Origin of the sequence: Clostridium sp. LS, assembly GCF_002760435.1 — a bacterium.
Taxonomy (GTDB): Bacteria; Bacillota; Clostridia; order Clostridiales; family Clostridiaceae; genus Clostridium.
In genome coordinates, this window is record NZ_AUUU01000007.1 from 70,928 (window position 1) to 87,140 (window position 16,213).

Sequence of the window (16,213 nt, forward strand, 5' to 3'; positions counted from 1 at the left end):
CTGTAAATTATAATTTATATTACTCAACGTTAAATTTGAATTTGTAACTCATCATAAAATTCAAATTTAAAATCTAACAGTTCTTTCTTTGATTGCAAAAGTCATCCATATTGTAAAATCCTTTGGGTTGCTTGGACAACCATTTACTTACTTCAATTGCTCCATTTGCTAATGCTTTTCGAGATGATATTTGATGCCGATATTCAACAATTTCATCACTACAGTTAGCAAAAATGACTTTATGTTCTCCAACTATAGTGCCTCCTCTAATACTACTGATAGATACATTATCAAAATTCAATCTTGTGTTGCTATTTACTAAAGCTTCTTGAATCATTATTGCAGTACCGCTTGGAGCATCCTTCTTTTGATTATGATGTAATTCAATAATAGACACATCAGTATCATTGCTGATTCTACTAACTGCAAATTTCAAAGTCTCAATAAAATCATGAAAAGCAATGCTAAAATTACCTGATTGCATCACTGGAATATACTTAGATAATTCTTTTGTACGTTCCATTCCTACTGTATCAAAACCAGTTGTTGCTATTACTAAAGGTTTCTTTATTGATAAATACTGTTCATAATTATTATTTAATAAATTCTCCGCATTAGTACAATCTATGAATACATCACAAACATCTGCATTAACAATACTATCACCTATTTTCAATCCACGTTCTTGTCCACCTATTATAGACGAAATATCTTGTCCAATATACCTGTTGCCCTTTCTTCCTATTGCATTAACCAGTTGTAAATCTTCTAAACTATATATTTTTTTTGCAATAACACTTCCTAATTTTCCAGTACATCCTACTACACTTATTTTCAACATACAATTTAACCCTCCTGTAAAAAAATAACAAACTCACTTATAGGTTTCATTTTATCTGCAGTTTATTAAACGTACAAATTACTATTTATGATGCTCAACTTTGAACTGAAATTTAATATTTCTGCCTTAACAAGTAAAGATTAGTATTTAAATCATCTATCCATTCCTCAATATCATTGACAGGCGAATATATATCTAAAGGCTATCAAAGTTTTTAAGAAATCGTAACTTTTCTATTGCTTTATATGCTTTCCACCAATTTTCACTAATAGCAAATTCTTTATAGTATTTATCTGTATTTTCAAACCATGTCCATGTAATTCCCCACACATCATTTTTAGGTTTTGTTTCTATTAAATATTCTAATTCTTTGTGTACGATCATTTCATTTTCTTTATAAAAAATGCTGCATGGATGTGTAATATAATTGGATGGACGTACACCATATACTTTCCATTTAGAAACATCATGCTCAATTGAATTTTTCACCAAATCATTTAATCTATTTTGCAAAGAGTCATAGTTGTATTCTCTTAATTCAAGTATTTTTATGGTATCAACAAGTACAATAAATCCACCTATGCCCATATCTCCAAAACTATTGTCATTCATCATTCTTTCAATTAATATATTAGCTATTTCAGTTACATTTTTATACAACATTGAATCTTTATCTCCATGCCTTAATACAAATGCACATAATTCCGCAGTCAGCCCTATACTTTCTAATCTATTTGCTTCTTCACTGAAATTCCACCAAGGAGCATGTGGGTAATCATCATTAGTTAGAATCGTAAACCTCCACCCATACTCTGCAAAATCTTTTTGACTATTTAGATAATTCATTATTCCCTTATATATTGGATGCTCTAAATCCGTATATTCAATATCCTTTAATATATTAATAGCAAATAAAGTTGTATAAGGTGATGAATTAGGATTCCAGTTATCAGCCTCTAATGCATGGCCAAAACCTCCATCTTCATTTTGGTATGCTGATAATGCACATAACACATCTTCCTTTTTACCATTTTCAAAATAATATCTCCAAAGGCTTAATTCAATTTCTCTTGCATTACGATAGATCCAGTTTCTAACCTCAAGAAAAGTCTTGCTCTTTATCATCTTTGTTAACTCCTTATTTTTATTTCAAAGAATATTCCCTATAATTCTAGTTATATCCGAAATACTACTTATTGAATATTTCACATTATCTAATTTTCCAAATCCATATTCTGCATATATGAATGGGATACCAGCATAATTAGCTCCTTCTAAATCACCAATTGTATCTCCAACATATACAGATTCTTTTAGTTTATTTCTCTCAATAATAATTTTTATATTTTCTCCCTTACACTTACCTGTTCTTCCTGACATCTCAATATCCTCAAAATAACTCCATAATTTATGATAATCGAGAAAAGCTTGTACATATCCATCTTGACAATTGCTTACAATATAGAGAGAATAATTTTTAGTTAATAACTTTAATGTATCTTCCAACTTAGGATATAAAATTCCGCCATGTTTACATAAATATATTTGCTCTTCACTGCAGCATTCCTTAAGTATTTTCACACTCTTTTCTAAATCCATTTCAGGAAACATAATTTTAGCTATAGCATCAATTGTTTTTCCCATAAAACCTTTCATATCATCTATTGTTATCTGCTTATTAAGTTCGCTATGACGATTTAAAACAATATTCCATGCTGGTACTACCTGTGTTGAAGCATCCCATAAGGTACCATCTAAATCGAAAATAATTCCTTTTTTATTCATTGCTTAACCTTCTCTTCTAAATCAATTTGTTATATTACCTATACTATAAATTAAAGTGCATTATATCCACTGTATAAAAGCAGTTTTATCATTTTGATTATATCCTGCTTGTTCATAGAAATTTAGCGTACTTTCTTCTTTCGAACCTGTTAATAGCATTAATTTATAACAATTCTCTTTAACAGCTATTTCTTTAGCATAATTCAAACAAGCTGTTGCAAGTCCTTTTTTTCTATAGTTTTTATCCGTTATTACATTTTCAATAAATGCATATGGCCGCTGATTATGTGTTAAATTAGGTATTATAACACATACACACGAAGATACTATCTTCCCGTCTTCTTCTGCAATAATAATATGATGTTCTTTATCTTCTAAAATTCTATTCCATAGCTCTATTACTGAAGTTGTCTTTTCTGGCATTGGATTATCATGTAACTGCATATAGAGTTCCATTAACCCATTAAAATCTTCTTTTACTATTTCTCTTATCATATAATCCTCCTCCCAAATTACTACTATAAATACTCAACCCTACTTTTTCGCTGTCTACGCTTAGCTCCCACCATTACTGATGACAACTCAAGACTCGCTACTGCTGGTTGACCGGACCTTGTTCAGACAGAATTTCCACCTGTTGGGCTAACTACCCTTAGCTGAGCTCACAATTGAAATTTGTATAACTGTCCCAATCGGTATCTATATATAATTTAGCACATCTAGCGGTTTTTCAATTTGTTTAAAGTTCTCTTTTCTTCCTGACGGTTGAATAGTTCCCTCTTGTAAATACCAAACTGCTTGGACTGCATTCATTCCTAGTTCTCTAGCAGCTTCTAATTCAAAGCTACCTCCATCTCCCACATATACACATTCATCAGCTTTTACCATCAATTTATTCATACATCTTTTATATATTTCAGCATCTGGTTTTTGCATTCCTTGTTCATATGATAGGCAAACTGCATCAAAATATGGAAACAGTTCACTTTTTTGAATTACATACGATTCCTCTGAAAAACAATTACTTATTAGTCCTATCATAATTCCTTTTTCTTTTAAGCTACAAAGTAACGATATTATTTCTGGGTGCAAATGATTAAAGCACTCTTCCTTTACTGCTATACGTTTTTGAACAATTGAATCCCTTAATTCCTTAGAATAGCACTTGTTCTTTATAAGAATCATTTCCAGGGCTTCCTCCAGTGTCATTTTACCTATTGTTCGGTCGATTTCTGTAGGCTTCCACAGTTCTTGAAATTTATCTTCTGATATTCCCGCATCTATAGACATTTGTGTGCCAAAATATAGAGGACTATTAAAATGAGTTATTAAGGTTTCATACATATCAAAAATTACTGCTTTTATCATAAATCCCCCCCATCCTTTCACTATGTATTATAAAAACTTTTGTAAATATATTCCGATCCTAGTTTGCTGAAATTTGTCCTATATCCTTTTTTATATAATATTGTTTCTTTATTATTTATTGCCAAATCCAAGGTAACTTATAGTTAATAAAAATCATTTTCTAAGTGTTAATTTCATAAATACATCTGAAAGTACTGTACTTTTATATCTTTTTACATCAATAAAACCACATCTTTGATACATTTTAATTGCTTTTTGACTCCTACTGCTTATAGTATCAAGATACATTTCGTGAAAATTATAATCCTTTGCATAGCAGATTGCTTCCTTCATCATTTTTGTTCCAAGTCCTTTTCCGTGATATGCTTCCAATAAGTAAACTGACCTGAGTTCACATTTATCATCATCCATTCTATTTATTGCTATGGTTCCAATAACTTCTGATTCATCAAATAAACATAGAAAATAGTCATAGTTTTTTTCAATTTCAGTAAGGCATTTATGTATCCCTTTTGGCTCAAATAGGCGACCTGATTCCGGTAAACATTTTTCATAAAAATCAATAACTTGACTTTGCATTTCCTTTTCAAATTTCTTAATATGATACATAAAAATCCTCCTTGTTTAAACCTAATTTTCTGTAAATATAATCAAGGCTACGTATAATTTCTTCCATTTACTCTTCCTATAAATGCTCCTGTGGAGCACAAAACTTTACTTCTCAATATTTTATTCTCCTCTAACTCTTTGAACTTTAATTCAAATAGCGATTACCTCTTATTTTTACTTTATAGGTATACATTACCATAAATATTTACTACTTTCAAAATTCTTTTATAGTTTTCAATACAAAAAGAGCCTGCATTACGCAAACTCTTACTTCAAAATATTATTTTTACTACTCTGTAATATTCTTATTATTTTTTTCATACTCTCTAAGCTTTTCAACTACAAATATATCTGCTGGCACCCAATTAAGTTCACTTAATTCCTCAAGTGTTTTCCACTTAGCGTCATTATGAGCATTTAAATGTAATTCTCCTCCACTTATAGTGCACATAAAGCAATGCATTGTAAGATGAAAATTTGAATACTCATAATTCACAGTTGTTAAATAATTATTTATTTCAATACCTAACTCTAACTCTTCTTTTATTTCACGAATAAGAGCCTCTTCTCTCGTTTCCCCAGCTTCAATTTTCCCGCCTGGAAACTCCCACATATTTTCAAAGTCACCATATCCTCTACGAGTAGCTAGTATTTTATTGTCATGTTTTATTATTGCTGCTACTACTTCAATTGTCTTCATAGGTATCACTCCAATATCAATTAGATTTTCTTCTCTTAATTCCAAACAGAAATCTTGTAACTGTTAATCTTCTGAATATCTCATATATAATAATTGTTAATATAAATGATGTTAACATAATTGTAAAATACTGAACTATAGGTTCCTTTATATTATTGACTACCATAAAACCTATAATCACAATAATAGATTGATGAAAAATATATATAGGAAATGCTGCCGATGTAAAATATTGTGTAAACTTATTATTAAATTCTAAGAATTTTTTACCTAATCCTATCATTGCTAGGATTCCAATCCAGCCTAAAAATCGCTGTTGTACATCCCATAACAAGTTATGTGAAATGTCCATTTGAAACATAGTACATCGCATTATAATTAATATTAACCATGCAATACCAAAAGAAATACAATGTTTTTCTAATCTTTCCTGTACTGTTTCCATACTTAAAATAAAATACCCCAGTAAAAAATCAGCTGCAAATTCCCCAATACTTTTACCGCCTATATCTAATATTGCAACAGCTAACAGTACTATCAGACACATTGATACAACTTTTACTATAGTCATGCGGCTATCATCAATTTTCTTCTTTTTGTTTTTATACCATATTATTAACGGCAAAGTAACAATTGATATTAGGAAAAGATATAATATAAACCAAACATGTCCTGGTGTAAAATGTCCATCATAACCGCTCCAGTCTGTTAATGTAAAATAAACTGAAAGATGTTCCATGTAACTTCCTGCATAATGATTAAAATACTTGTCTGCTATATAGGTCTGAACTGGTATCAAAAATAGAATTGATGATATTAGAGGAATAAACAATTTGAAAAAACGTTCTTTTATATATTGCTTTATTGTTCTATTTTTTAGTGAATATACTGTACTAATTCCAGCCAATGTAAATAGTCCTGACATCCACCATGGATATACTGCAATATCCAGCATGGTTGCTCCAAATAAATCTTTGCTATGCACATACCAAGCTTCCCCCCATCCATTAAATATCATAGCTGTATGAAACGGAAAAAGCATTAGTATACATAGGATTCTAATGTTATCAATATAATATTTTCTCATGTTTTCCCCCTATTAACTACTAAATTTCCAAAACTTGAAGTAAAATTATTGCTTTCTACACACTTTGAGTAAAATTATGCAATAAAAAAACCACAAATTCAATTTTGAATAATGTGATTTTAAAATTTGCTATTTATTTTTAATCACTCATAATTAATGAATATGATACTATATCATTACAGCATTCCTATTTTATTTTTAATTTGATTTATAATATCTCCGTAATTAACCTTATCAAAATCAGTTGTGTCAATTTTGATAGTATCATCGCTAATATTGAAATGCCTTATCCCTCTTTCTTCAAAAGTCTTTTGAAAATCTTCAAATTTTATTTGAGGAGAAATGGAATTACTATTTATTGATTCAGGATATTCTGTATTAACTACATGACCTCTATGCCTTGTAGGTGACTTATCTCTTTCGATAAATCTATTATAAATTGTTTTCATATCTCCATCAAATAAAACTGTGATAGGAGTACAATGATACTTGTTAATTAATTCTTGTAGTTTTGGTTTTGAAATATTTTCAAAATTGTTTTCTAAAATTATTAGTTTATTAGTGCGCATAAGTGATTCTGCAAATAAGTACATAATATTCATACTCCCAACTCCTAGCGCAACCTTCTCTTCTCGAGAATGAAAGCCAACAGTATCAAATAGAATCTCTTTAATCTCGTCTTTTGACACCATTGGTATTTGTAGCTCCTCGCTCAAACGCTTAGCAAATGTTGTCTTACCAGAAGCTGGCATTCCTGCAATCAATATAATATACATTTGATTTCACCTCACTAATTATCTTTGCATTCTAAATCAATTATAACCTAAATTGTAAATATCGCATTATTCAATTTTCAAATAACATTTTTATTAGTCGCTACGTCAAATTTACTATTACGTTTTATATGAAAATTGCGTCTTATTTTATCTCAAGTTCTTCTCTTGCCCAATCAGATAATTTTTGCCCCTCTTGTACACCTTCCATGTTTTTATAACTTACAATACTCCGCTTAAATTGAACTTGCTGAGCAACAATATAATATTTTGTATTTTCATACGTATTTTCAAGGCAAGTAACAAATCCTTCTTTTTCCCAACCATTCATACACTTATCCAATTCCATGATTTCCTCACTAGTTGCGAGTCTGAAGTTATCTATATTAAATTTGCATCCTGGACAAAGTATAAAATCAACATCTTTAAATATAATTTCAACATCATGGTAGTATGCAAAATCAAAGCTACCAGCTAAAACTAAATCATATTCACTTTTACAAATTATATTAAATTCTGATATATTAGTGCGTTTAAGACTATTCTGTAAATCGTTAAGAGTTTCAATAAATAATTTCTCAACAATTCCTTTTGTTCTCTCAAATTGCTGAGAAATTATTTGACATCTCTCTTTGTGTTCTAATAAAATAGCTTTTTCTACTTCTATTAATACATCTCTAAAATTATATTTCATATTTCGTTTCTCTATATAGTTATTCATATCTTTTAATTCATCAAGATGCTCTTGATAATACTTATTGTCTGTTTCATGAAAGTTTATTACCATATGCTCAAATTTATCTTTAAACTCTCTAATTATATCTTCCATAAATATTGCCTCCTTGGAGATAGTTAGTACACAATAAATTTACTTTGATGTACTACTTACAATTTTTTTGTTTATATGGCCCTTAAGAATAATGTGTTACATTAAATATTTTCCATAAAAGTTCCTTCAGCTTGGGATATGAACATAAATTTGACGCTATCTACTAATTCCGTATAATTTATATGGATTTCTTAAATATGATATTTTCATTTATTAAATGAACCAATCTCAATAAGATTTCCTTCTGGATCTGCAATATAACATGTCCTTTGTCCCCAAGGTTCTGTTGTTGGTTCCATTACTGATTCGGCTCCTTTAGAAATGATATCTGCATATACTGAATCCACATCTCTATAAGTTGGAACACTTAGCGCAATTTCATAATGACCATTGATTCCGTTAGCATAATTAAATCGTTTATTTGTCATTTTTTCAAAATCATTTCTTCCATAAAACATGAAAAGAACTCCATCTTTTTTCAACATCACATTTGGTTCGTTTCCATTCCACTCTATTTCAAACCCAAGGACATTTTTATAGAACTCAACCATAGTTTTCATATCCTTTATAAATATTCCAACTCCATCTAATTTCATTTTAATCCTCCTTTCAAATCACTATTCATTCATTTGTTAATTATAACATATTTGGAAATATCATATCACCAAGTTTTTAAAGGACATGCCTCATTAATTTATACTTATAACTTTTCTTTCTATATAAAACTTTTATTCTACCTGGCTCAGTAAATATGGTGCCAGAAAGTATGATGAAAGCTCACCATAAAAAATGATGAGCTTATGCTTTAGTCAAACTTATTTTTGATAATAAATATTATTATTTATTTTTAAGTAATTCATTATATATATTAAGCATGGAATCAAGTTTCTGACTTGCATTGATCACGTCTATATCTAATAAGTTTTCCTTATTATCAATTATTTCGTATAATTCTTGCCTCATCCTAGAAATCACCTTCTCTATTTCCTCTAAAATACCCATATTATACCACTCCTTTTCATAAGTATAATATGCATAAGTCATATATGCCGTACCGTATGTTACACAGTTTGTCTCATTTCTTTATTTTTCTAGTCTAGTTTTGCTTAATATAAGAATAAAAACTTATTTGCATATAATCATTAGTCTAAATTTCCTTGTCTAAACGATACCATGTATCATAACTTAACTATTGGTCAAGTTATCTAAACTTTAATAATTTGACTAATAAATTTCAACAGTGCTATTATAATTATTATTTCAAAAATAAGGTATACTAGATTTATAATTATATTTCTTGAAAAGGATGATTAACATGAAATCAACTACTAAACATAATAATATCACTAAATTAAGTCTAGGAGGAATATTAGTAGCACTAGGCGTAGTTTATGGAGATATTGGAACATCACCACTTTATGTAATGAAATCAATTATTCAAGGGAATGGTGGTTTAGAAAATGCATCCGATAATTTTATCCTTGGAGCGTTATCTCTAATTTTTTGGACAATAACAATTTTGACAACAATAAAATACGTTTTTATAACATTAAAGGCAGATAATAAAGGTGAAGGTGGAATTTTTTCTCTTTTTACTTTGGTTCGTAATCGTGCAAAGTGGCTTATTATTCCAGCTATGCTTGGTGGTGCAGCCTTACTTGCTGATGGGATGCTAACTCCTGTTGTATCTGTAACTTCAGCAATTGAAGGTTTAGAGCTTATTCCAAGTTTTAATGCTCTTTTTGGCAATAACCAAGATATTATTATTACCATTGTAATAGTAATATTAAGTATACTTTTTTTTATTCAACATTTTGGAACTGATTTAATAGGAAAAATGTTTGGACCAGTAATGCTTATTTGGTTTTCAATGTTGGCAATTTTAGGAATTATGGAAATTTCTCATGATTGGACTCTATTACGTGCATTATCTCCATACTATGCAGTTAATCTTCTTCTTAGCAATGAGAATAAATTGGGATTCTTTATTCTTGGCAGCGTATTTTTAGCAACAACAGGTGCAGAAGCTCTTTATTCAGACCTTGGGCATGCTGGTAGGAAGAATATTTATGCATCTTGGCCATTTGTTAAAATATGTCTATTGCTAAATTATTTTGGTCAAGGAGCTTGGGTGTTATCTGCTAGAAAAAATCCTATGAACATAAATGTAAAAGACTTAAATCCATTTTATCAAATGGTTCCACATAGTTTTTTGATTTGTAGTATAATAATTTCAACCTTGGCTACAATTATTGCTTCTCAAGCATTGATTTCAGGATCTTTTACTCTTATTTCTGAAGCAATTAAATTAAATTTATTCCCTAGATTACATATTTTATATCCATCTAAATCTAAAGGACAATTATATATTCCTTCAATTAATAAACTTCTATGGATTGTTTGCATTGGACTTGTTTTGTACTTTAGAAGTTCTGAAAATATGGAAGGAGCCTATGGATTATCAATTACAGTTACTATGCTAATGACAACTATTCTATTATTTAATTACCTATTAAAGAAAAAGATTTCGCCTGCTATTGCCACAAGTATGCTAATTTTCTTTGGTATAATTGAAATTTCTTTCTTTATAGCTAATGTTGTTAAATTTATGCATGGTGGGTATGTAGCAGTTTTAATTGCTTTAGCAATTTTGTCTCTTATGTATATATGGATTCAAGGTCACTATACTAAAATTCGGTTATTACAATATGTTAAAATTGAAGATTATAAGGATCAGCTAAATCTTTTACGTCAAGACGAAGATCGACCTAAGTATGCAACAAATCTTGTATACTTAACTAATTCAGAATATACTCAGAAAATTGAAAGAAATATAATGTACTCTATCTTAGATAAAAGACCTAAGAAAGCGGACGTGTATTGGTTTGTTAATATTGTTGTTACTGATAATCCTTATGATGCGGAATATGAAATAGAGACTTTTGGAACACCGTATATTGTAAAAGTTCAATTAAGACTTGGCTTTAGAGTGGATCAAAGATTAAATGTTTATTTACGTCAAATTTCAACCGAATTAGTTAAAAGCGGAGAAATAAATATTCAATCTAGAAATTACACTATTATGCCTGATAGAAAAGTTGGTGATTTTCGTTTTACCTTAATTGTAGAACAGCTTTCTTATGATACAGAATTGAATTCTTGGGAAGCATTCGTGTATAGAGCTAAATTATTTATAAAAAAATATACAGTCACACCATCAAGATGGTTTGGACTTGAGACCAGTGATGTTGATATTGAAAATGTCCCACTATTTTTAGGTAACTGCAACCAGGAACATTTGAAAAGAATATCAAAATAGCTTTATAAAAAATCATTATAATTTAAAAATCAACTGCCTGCAAATTTGCAGGCAGTTGATTTTTTAGACTTAATATAGTTTATTCTTTTTCGCTTCTATATGGAATTTACACCTTAATTGCTCTTTCTATCATTTTTACAATCCTTATATCATCCGTAACTAAAGAAAAAATCTTTATCCAAACGAGATTAGCACTATTTGTAAGATTTAAATATTACACTAAAATAAAGGTTCTTCACAAGCGCTTTTTATGAGAAAGTTAAACGTACATTATTATATATAATAAAATTGTAATCGCTTTTAAGCGGAATTAAAGGATTTGCAATAGAACTAGCCGGTATTCGTATGAGTTGTTGTATCTTTTTGTCAGAGTCAATAACAAGTAATAAACCTTCGACGAAAGGTTCATGATTAGCAACAGTATAGGAGACATTTTCACCTAACCCTAAATCTTTCATTGTATAAAAACCTTGAGAATATTGTTTACTTTCAGCTCTAACTGTTATTATATTAAAAGTAAATGATAATAATAAAGAAATAGATAATATCTTAATTAATTTTTTCATTTAATTTGCCACCTTCCATATTTTATATTACTTGATAATGCAAAATAAATTTTTCAGATATAAATTGCTAATAATATTTAATAATAAAAAAATCTCCACACAAAGAACTAGTGATAAATCTAAAATAGTGAACAAAACTATTGATTCAAAAATATTATGTGTAATAATAAACAAACAACACTAGTGGTATTATGGAAATTTGTTTAACATAAATATCATGGATACTCTATAAATGGCAAATGGTTATTATGATAAATAATAGTATATATAACGTGAATACAAAGGAGATTATTTTAGTTACTGAAGAATAAAAGAATTTTATAAAGGAGTTTGCTGCCAAATATTCTTAAAAGGCTTAAATATATTATAAATAGTGACCATTAAAAATTTCCAAACATATTTTAAAAGTATAGAGCAATATTAAGCGAGAAAATAGAGATAATATGGTTTGTGATAAACAGTTATTTTTGATAGAGAACAATTTAAAAATTACTTTTGAAGGAAAATCGTTAAAGTTTATTAATCCAATATATCGAGATATTAATCGTTATTTTCTACCCATATTTGAATTTATTAATCGGCTAAAAGGTAAGTTTAGTATTAAAAAAAGTAAAATAAATATAATATTTCAAGAGAAATCTCCAATATGTATAAATTATGAGGCTAATACGTATAAATTTGCTATAGTCAATAATACATTATACTTATCATTATTTGATCTGTGCAGAATGTTGAATGTTAAATCCAAATGGGATTATAGCCGCAAGTCTATTTCACTCTATTGGGACAGGTATACGTATGAAGGTTGTACCATTCCTCATAGAAGAGTTGCTTTAATTCGATTTGAGGATGTAACAGCAAATGAGATGTATTTGAATTCTGATAATCTGGAGAAATTAAGAGTAATTTCAGATTATATGTTCTCAGCTGATGTCCCCTTTCACATAGCATGGATACCACGATTTATTGACCCCAAAAACTGTATTGACAATGATATATCTAAAGATTATAGCATGCCCAATGCAAACTTTCTTTTCACAATAGAGTATTTACTGAATAGAAATGGCATAATTGGCTTACACGGCTATACTCACCAGTATGGTTCTGAGGTAAGTGGAGATGGTACGGAGTTTAATGAAGTGCGTAATAATGATGAAAAGAGTGTGAGAAAAAGAATTGAAGCTGCTATTAATACAGCAAAGATATTGGAACTGCCTGTCAAATTTTTCGAGAGCCCTCATTATGCTGCTACTGAGTTTCAACAAAGCATCTTTGAACAATATTTTGATATAATTTACGAAGCCTATGTCGGCATATGGGGAGAGAAAATAGTTAAAAGTCCTAGGAATCACAGAACCTTATATGTTCCTACCCCTTTAGGCTACGTAAGGGAGAAAGAAGGTATTGAAAAAATGCTTAATAGAATAAATAGTTTAAATGACGATACATTAGCTAGTTTATTTTATCATCCATATATTGATTTTGAATATATAACTCTTAAATACGATAATAATGGGTATCCATTGAGTAATTATTCAAAGAGCTCACCACTTCACCGAATTGTAAAAGCATTATATAATAAAGGATGCAGCTTTGAAAAAATTACAGATTTATATTGTAATAATGAAAAAAATACAGTTATCAAATTGTTCTGCAATTTATTCAAATCCTATAAATAATAAGACCAAAATAATATATATTAAAAAGAACAATATGATAAGAAATAATAATTATGTGCTATATAAAATAAGTTAAAGAGAGCTTTCTCGCTCTCTTTAATTATTTTTCTATTTTGAAATTTTCATTCTCATAAATAAACTCTTTACCTATATCAAACTCCAACTCTCTTAGTACAGCGTAAGTTCCATTTGGACCATCTCCTCCATACCCTGCTGAAAAACAACCACCTTTAAAAATGAATTTACTTCCCTCCTCATTTTTTAAAATGAGTTCCTTTTCGTAGTAATGTGGCCCCTTTATTTCTGCAGAAACAACATTACCAATTATATTTTTGTTGTTTCCAAATAGAATTAGTCCATCTTTTGTAGTGTATGCCTCAATCACTGCAACCATTTACATCACCTCAATTAATTTTATTACAAACCTAGCGCAGTTATGTTTATTTTCTATAAATACATATCTCATTTTTTCGCCATCGCCATATATATCAAGCATAATCTTAAAACTTCAAATTAATATGTAGTTATGGCATACAAAAGTACTGGATAAAATATAATTGTTCCATTGTGGTCAAATTATACTTATCAACTATTATTACTTATTATATTTAATTCTACAATCAAGAAATTAACCATAAACATAATAAATTTTTCAATTAAAATTTAATTTGACCCAACCCTTAGGGTTGGGTTTATAATAAATTCACGGAGGATACAAATGGATAATCAAATTTTAATAGGTGATTTCGTTAAATTAACAAGAAGTACACTAAAAACTGTTCTATATTATCATAAAATTGGATTGCTAAAAGAACCAGAGCGCTCTGTAAGTGGCTATCGCTTATATGGAGCAGAAGAACTTGCTCGTATGAGAATGATTAAACATTTAAAAAATTTAGGTCTAGATTTAAATCAAATAAAAGAAATTATAGGAGATACACAAAATAAAAGAAGCTTGATGGAAGTACTGCAATCATTGCAAGCTGAACTTCTAATTGAAAAAAGAAACATTGAGGAACAATTATCTAAGATAGAAATGCTATTAAATCAACAAGCTAAAGTGATTAAAGAATCATCCTTTGATTCTGAATCCTTTAAAGTGATTACAGAAATTTTAGATCCAGAACAAGTTAAAAATTATAAAGAGTCATGTCCTGAAATATTTGACCGGCAACGCAGCATTTTGAGTATTTTAGATGATTTTCAATGGGGAACGGATTATAGAGAAAATTTCAGAAAAATAGCAGAATATTTTAAATTGAATCCAGAACAATATATAGCAGCACTAGAATTTGGTAAACGTCTCTCTAAATTGAAGGAACTGTCTGAGGATGACCCAGAAATTGAAAATCTAGCAAGAGAAAGTGCAGCATTTATAAAAAGTCAACCTTTACTAAGAGAAATGTTATACGGCAAGAAAGGATTTGAAATTATTAATGAAAATTTGTTTAATGATCTATCAAATAATTTCCTCTCACCTGCTCAAATAAAACATAAGAAACTTATGCAAAAATACCTTAATTATAAACCACAAGATAATAAATGAAGGAGGTAATATCATTGTCAAATAATAATATATCAAAGACAAAGCTATTTATAGTACCTATTACACTTATGCTTTTTATGTGGACTATTTTATTTCTTCCAGCAGGCACAATAAAATTTTGGCAAGCATGGATCTTTTGGCTAGACTTCTCTATAATAACCATTTCTATTACATTTTATTTTATAAAAAGAAACCCTAAATTTTTAGCAAGAAGAACAAAAATTCAAGGTGAGAAAACAACTAATAAAACTCCTGTATATTTCAAAACATATTTTATTGGATTTATTTTGCCTGGCATAGATTTCCGTTTTCATTGGTCAAATGAACCATTATGGCTTGTAATAATATCAAATATTATTGCTTTTGCAGCATATATTTTTATATTTTACGTTTTTAAAGAAAATAGTTATGCATCAACTATTATTCAGGTAGAAAATGAACAACATGTTATTTCATCAGGTCCATACTCAATAGTTCGTCATCCTATGTATTTAGGTATGATAATAATGTCATTATTTATGCCGCTTGCACTTGGTTCCTATTTTTCCATGATACCTATATTTTTGATAATACCTATAATTATCTTCAGAATAAAAAATGAAGAAGAAACACTTTTAAAAGAACTTACCGGATATAAGGACTACTGCTTAAGAGTACATTATCGTTTAATTCCATTAATTTGGTGAGCAAATACTAATAAAAATTATTTCGGTATTTAATTGTATAATTAATATAAAATATGTCAATTATTATAACTGATGAAATCTCAAATCATTAACAAATAGTATTTAGTCTATATTTATCTAGTACTATTAAATTTAATCTATATCTCCTAAGATAATTATAAACAAAAAGATGCGGCCAAATTAATGACTGCATCTTTTTAGTTGGGGCTTTGATAATAGCTTGAGATTAAAAAAATTTCTTCTACACGTAAATTATAACATTATAATGAAGAAATTTGATTACATTAACATAACTTTAATATACCTTTTACATTTATATTTTAAATAATCTTTTCTATTTCAGAAACTACATATTTTATAATTTTGTTCGTAAGCGTCAAAGAATCGACGCGTAGCGATAGCGCAATTTAAGTGATAAAATATAC

At 28.8% G+C, this 16,213-nt stretch carries 18 protein-coding genes; 4 read left to right on the plus strand and 14 right to left on the minus strand.

The features are described 5' to 3' along the window. Window positions 1–73: 73 nt before the first annotated feature. The 12 genes from dapB to COL3_RS02000 form a co-directional block, all read right to left on the minus strand. Window positions 74–841 carry a 4-hydroxy-tetrahydrodipicolinate reductase gene (gene dapB / locus COL3_RS01945; RefSeq protein WP_008422577.1) on the minus strand — a complete coding sequence of 256 codons (768 nt, stop codon included), beginning with the start codon at window positions 839–841 and terminating at the stop codon, window positions 74–76. A gap of 195 nt (window positions 842–1,036) precedes the next feature. Further along, complete coding sequence (locus COL3_RS01950) at window positions 1,037–1,966, minus strand: hypothetical protein (RefSeq protein ID WP_008422573.1); 930 nt, start codon at window positions 1,964–1,966, stop codon at window positions 1,037–1,039. A 24-nt stretch (window positions 1,967–1,990) separates the two neighbouring features. After that, entirely contained in the window at window positions 1,991–2,626 is a 636-nt protein-coding gene (locus COL3_RS01955) for an HAD family hydrolase (RefSeq protein WP_008422570.1), read from the minus strand. Between the two features lie 60 nt (window positions 2,627–2,686). Continuing rightward, entirely contained in the window at window positions 2,687–3,121 is a 435-nt protein-coding gene (locus tag COL3_RS01960; protein WP_008422569.1) for a GNAT family N-acetyltransferase, read from the minus strand. Between the two features lie 204 nt (window positions 3,122–3,325). Next, window positions 3,326–3,994, minus strand: coding sequence for an HAD family hydrolase (locus COL3_RS01965; RefSeq protein WP_008422567.1), 669 nt, complete (start codon window positions 3,992–3,994; stop codon window positions 3,326–3,328). Window positions 3,995–4,147: 153 nt separating this feature from the next. Then, on the minus strand, window positions 4,148–4,603 hold the full coding sequence (locus COL3_RS01970; protein WP_008422565.1) for a GNAT family N-acetyltransferase: 456 nt from the start codon (window positions 4,601–4,603) through the stop codon (window positions 4,148–4,150). A 289-nt stretch (window positions 4,604–4,892) separates the two neighbouring features. Continuing rightward, on the minus strand, window positions 4,893–5,303 hold the full coding sequence (locus tag COL3_RS01975) for a (deoxy)nucleoside triphosphate pyrophosphohydrolase (protein ID WP_008422564.1): 411 nt from the start codon (window positions 5,301–5,303) through the stop codon (window positions 4,893–4,895). A 16-nt stretch (window positions 5,304–5,319) separates the two neighbouring features. Next, complete coding sequence (locus COL3_RS01980) at window positions 5,320–6,390, minus strand: acyltransferase family protein (RefSeq protein ID WP_008422563.1); 1,071 nt, start codon at window positions 6,388–6,390, stop codon at window positions 5,320–5,322. Between the two features lie 176 nt (window positions 6,391–6,566). After that, on the minus strand, window positions 6,567–7,166 hold the full coding sequence (locus COL3_RS01985) for an AAA family ATPase (RefSeq protein WP_008422562.1): 600 nt from the start codon (window positions 7,164–7,166) through the stop codon (window positions 6,567–6,569). A gap of 142 nt (window positions 7,167–7,308) precedes the next feature. After that, window positions 7,309–7,992, minus strand: a complete 684-nt coding sequence (locus tag COL3_RS01990) for a hypothetical protein (RefSeq protein ID WP_008422561.1) — start codon at window positions 7,990–7,992, stop codon at window positions 7,309–7,311. Between the two features lie 206 nt (window positions 7,993–8,198). Further along, complete coding sequence (locus COL3_RS01995) at window positions 8,199–8,588, minus strand: VOC family protein (RefSeq protein WP_008422560.1); 390 nt, start codon at window positions 8,586–8,588, stop codon at window positions 8,199–8,201. 241 nt (window positions 8,589–8,829) lie between these two features. Then, on the minus strand, window positions 8,830–8,994 hold the full coding sequence (locus COL3_RS02000; RefSeq protein WP_008422559.1) for an aspartyl-phosphate phosphatase Spo0E family protein: 165 nt from the start codon (window positions 8,992–8,994) through the stop codon (window positions 8,830–8,832). Between the two features lie 313 nt (window positions 8,995–9,307). On the opposite strand from COL3_RS02000, the gene COL3_RS02005 reads away from it, so the two are divergent. Next, window positions 9,308–11,311 carry a KUP/HAK/KT family potassium transporter gene (locus COL3_RS02005; protein WP_008422557.1) on the plus strand — a complete coding sequence of 668 codons (2,004 nt, stop codon included), beginning with the start codon at window positions 9,308–9,310 and terminating at the stop codon, window positions 11,309–11,311. A gap of 248 nt (window positions 11,312–11,559) precedes the next feature. On the opposite strand, the gene COL3_RS02010 is transcribed toward COL3_RS02005, so the two are convergent. Continuing rightward, complete coding sequence (locus tag COL3_RS02010) at window positions 11,560–11,877, minus strand: hypothetical protein (protein ID WP_008422556.1); 318 nt, start codon at window positions 11,875–11,877, stop codon at window positions 11,560–11,562. Between the two features lie 728 nt (window positions 11,878–12,605). On the opposite strand from COL3_RS02010, the gene COL3_RS02015 reads away from it, so the two are divergent. Further along, window positions 12,606–13,556 carry a DUF2334 domain-containing protein gene (locus tag COL3_RS02015; protein ID WP_242982086.1) on the plus strand — a complete coding sequence of 317 codons (951 nt, stop codon included), beginning with the start codon at window positions 12,606–12,608 and terminating at the stop codon, window positions 13,554–13,556. 100 nt (window positions 13,557–13,656) lie between these two features. Here COL3_RS02015 and COL3_RS02020 read toward each other — a convergent pair whose 3' ends face one another. Further along, window positions 13,657–13,950, minus strand: a complete 294-nt coding sequence (locus tag COL3_RS02020; protein ID WP_008422554.1) for a hypothetical protein — start codon at window positions 13,948–13,950, stop codon at window positions 13,657–13,659. Window positions 13,951–14,274: 324 nt separating this feature from the next. Here COL3_RS02020 and COL3_RS02025 point away from each other — a divergent pair, with 324 nt between their 5' ends. Together COL3_RS02025 and COL3_RS02030 are read left to right on the plus strand one after the other, a co-directional pair. Beyond that, window positions 14,275–15,102, plus strand: a complete 828-nt coding sequence (locus tag COL3_RS02025; RefSeq protein WP_008422553.1) for a MerR family transcriptional regulator — start codon at window positions 14,275–14,277, stop codon at window positions 15,100–15,102. Between the two features lie 14 nt (window positions 15,103–15,116). Continuing rightward, window positions 15,117–15,788, plus strand: a complete 672-nt coding sequence (locus COL3_RS02030; protein WP_242982087.1) for an isoprenylcysteine carboxylmethyltransferase family protein — start codon at window positions 15,117–15,119, stop codon at window positions 15,786–15,788. Window positions 15,789–16,213: the final 425 nt, after the last annotated feature.

Bases quoted from the DNA above. Each gene is read 5' to 3' on its own strand.
- dapB (WP_008422577.1), bottom strand. From the start codon at position 841: ATGTTGAAAATAAGTGTAGTAGGATGTACTGGAAAATTAGGAAGTGTT.
- COL3_RS01950 (WP_008422573.1), bottom strand. From the start codon at position 1,966: ATGATAAAGAGCAAGACTTTTCTTGAGGTTAGAAACTGGATCTATCGT.
- COL3_RS01955 (WP_008422570.1), bottom strand. From the start codon at position 2,626: ATGAATAAAAAAGGAATTATTTTCGATTTAGATGGTACCTTATGGGAT.
- COL3_RS01960 (WP_008422569.1), bottom strand. From the start codon at position 3,121: ATGATAAGAGAAATAGTAAAAGAAGATTTTAATGGGTTAATGGAACTC.
- COL3_RS01965 (WP_008422567.1), bottom strand. From the start codon at position 3,994: ATGATAAAAGCAGTAATTTTTGATATGTATGAAACCTTAATAACTCAT.
- COL3_RS01970 (WP_008422565.1), bottom strand. From the start codon at position 4,603: ATGTATCATATTAAGAAATTTGAAAAGGAAATGCAAAGTCAAGTTATT.
- COL3_RS01975 (WP_008422564.1), bottom strand. From the start codon at position 5,303: ATGAAGACAATTGAAGTAGTAGCAGCAATAATAAAACATGACAATAAA.
- COL3_RS01980 (WP_008422563.1), bottom strand. From the start codon at position 6,390: ATGAGAAAATATTATATTGATAACATTAGAATCCTATGTATACTAATG.
- COL3_RS01985 (WP_008422562.1), bottom strand. From the start codon at position 7,166: ATGTATATTATATTGATTGCAGGAATGCCAGCTTCTGGTAAGACAACA.
- COL3_RS01990 (WP_008422561.1), bottom strand. From the start codon at position 7,992: ATGGAAGATATAATTAGAGAGTTTAAAGATAAATTTGAGCATATGGTA.
- COL3_RS01995 (WP_008422560.1), bottom strand. From the start codon at position 8,588: ATGAAATTAGATGGAGTTGGAATATTTATAAAGGATATGAAAACTATG.
- COL3_RS02000 (WP_008422559.1), bottom strand. From the start codon at position 8,994: ATGGGTATTTTAGAGGAAATAGAGAAGGTGATTTCTAGGATGAGGCAA.
- COL3_RS02005 (WP_008422557.1), top strand. From the start codon at position 9,308: ATGAAATCAACTACTAAACATAATAATATCACTAAATTAAGTCTAGGA.
- COL3_RS02010 (WP_008422556.1), bottom strand. From the start codon at position 11,877: ATGAAAAAATTAATTAAGATATTATCTATTTCTTTATTATTATCATTT.
- COL3_RS02015 (WP_242982086.1), top strand. From the start codon at position 12,606: ATGTTGAATGTTAAATCCAAATGGGATTATAGCCGCAAGTCTATTTCA.
- COL3_RS02020 (WP_008422554.1), bottom strand. From the start codon at position 13,950: ATGGTTGCAGTGATTGAGGCATACACTACAAAAGATGGACTAATTCTA.
- COL3_RS02025 (WP_008422553.1), top strand. From the start codon at position 14,275: ATGGATAATCAAATTTTAATAGGTGATTTCGTTAAATTAACAAGAAGT.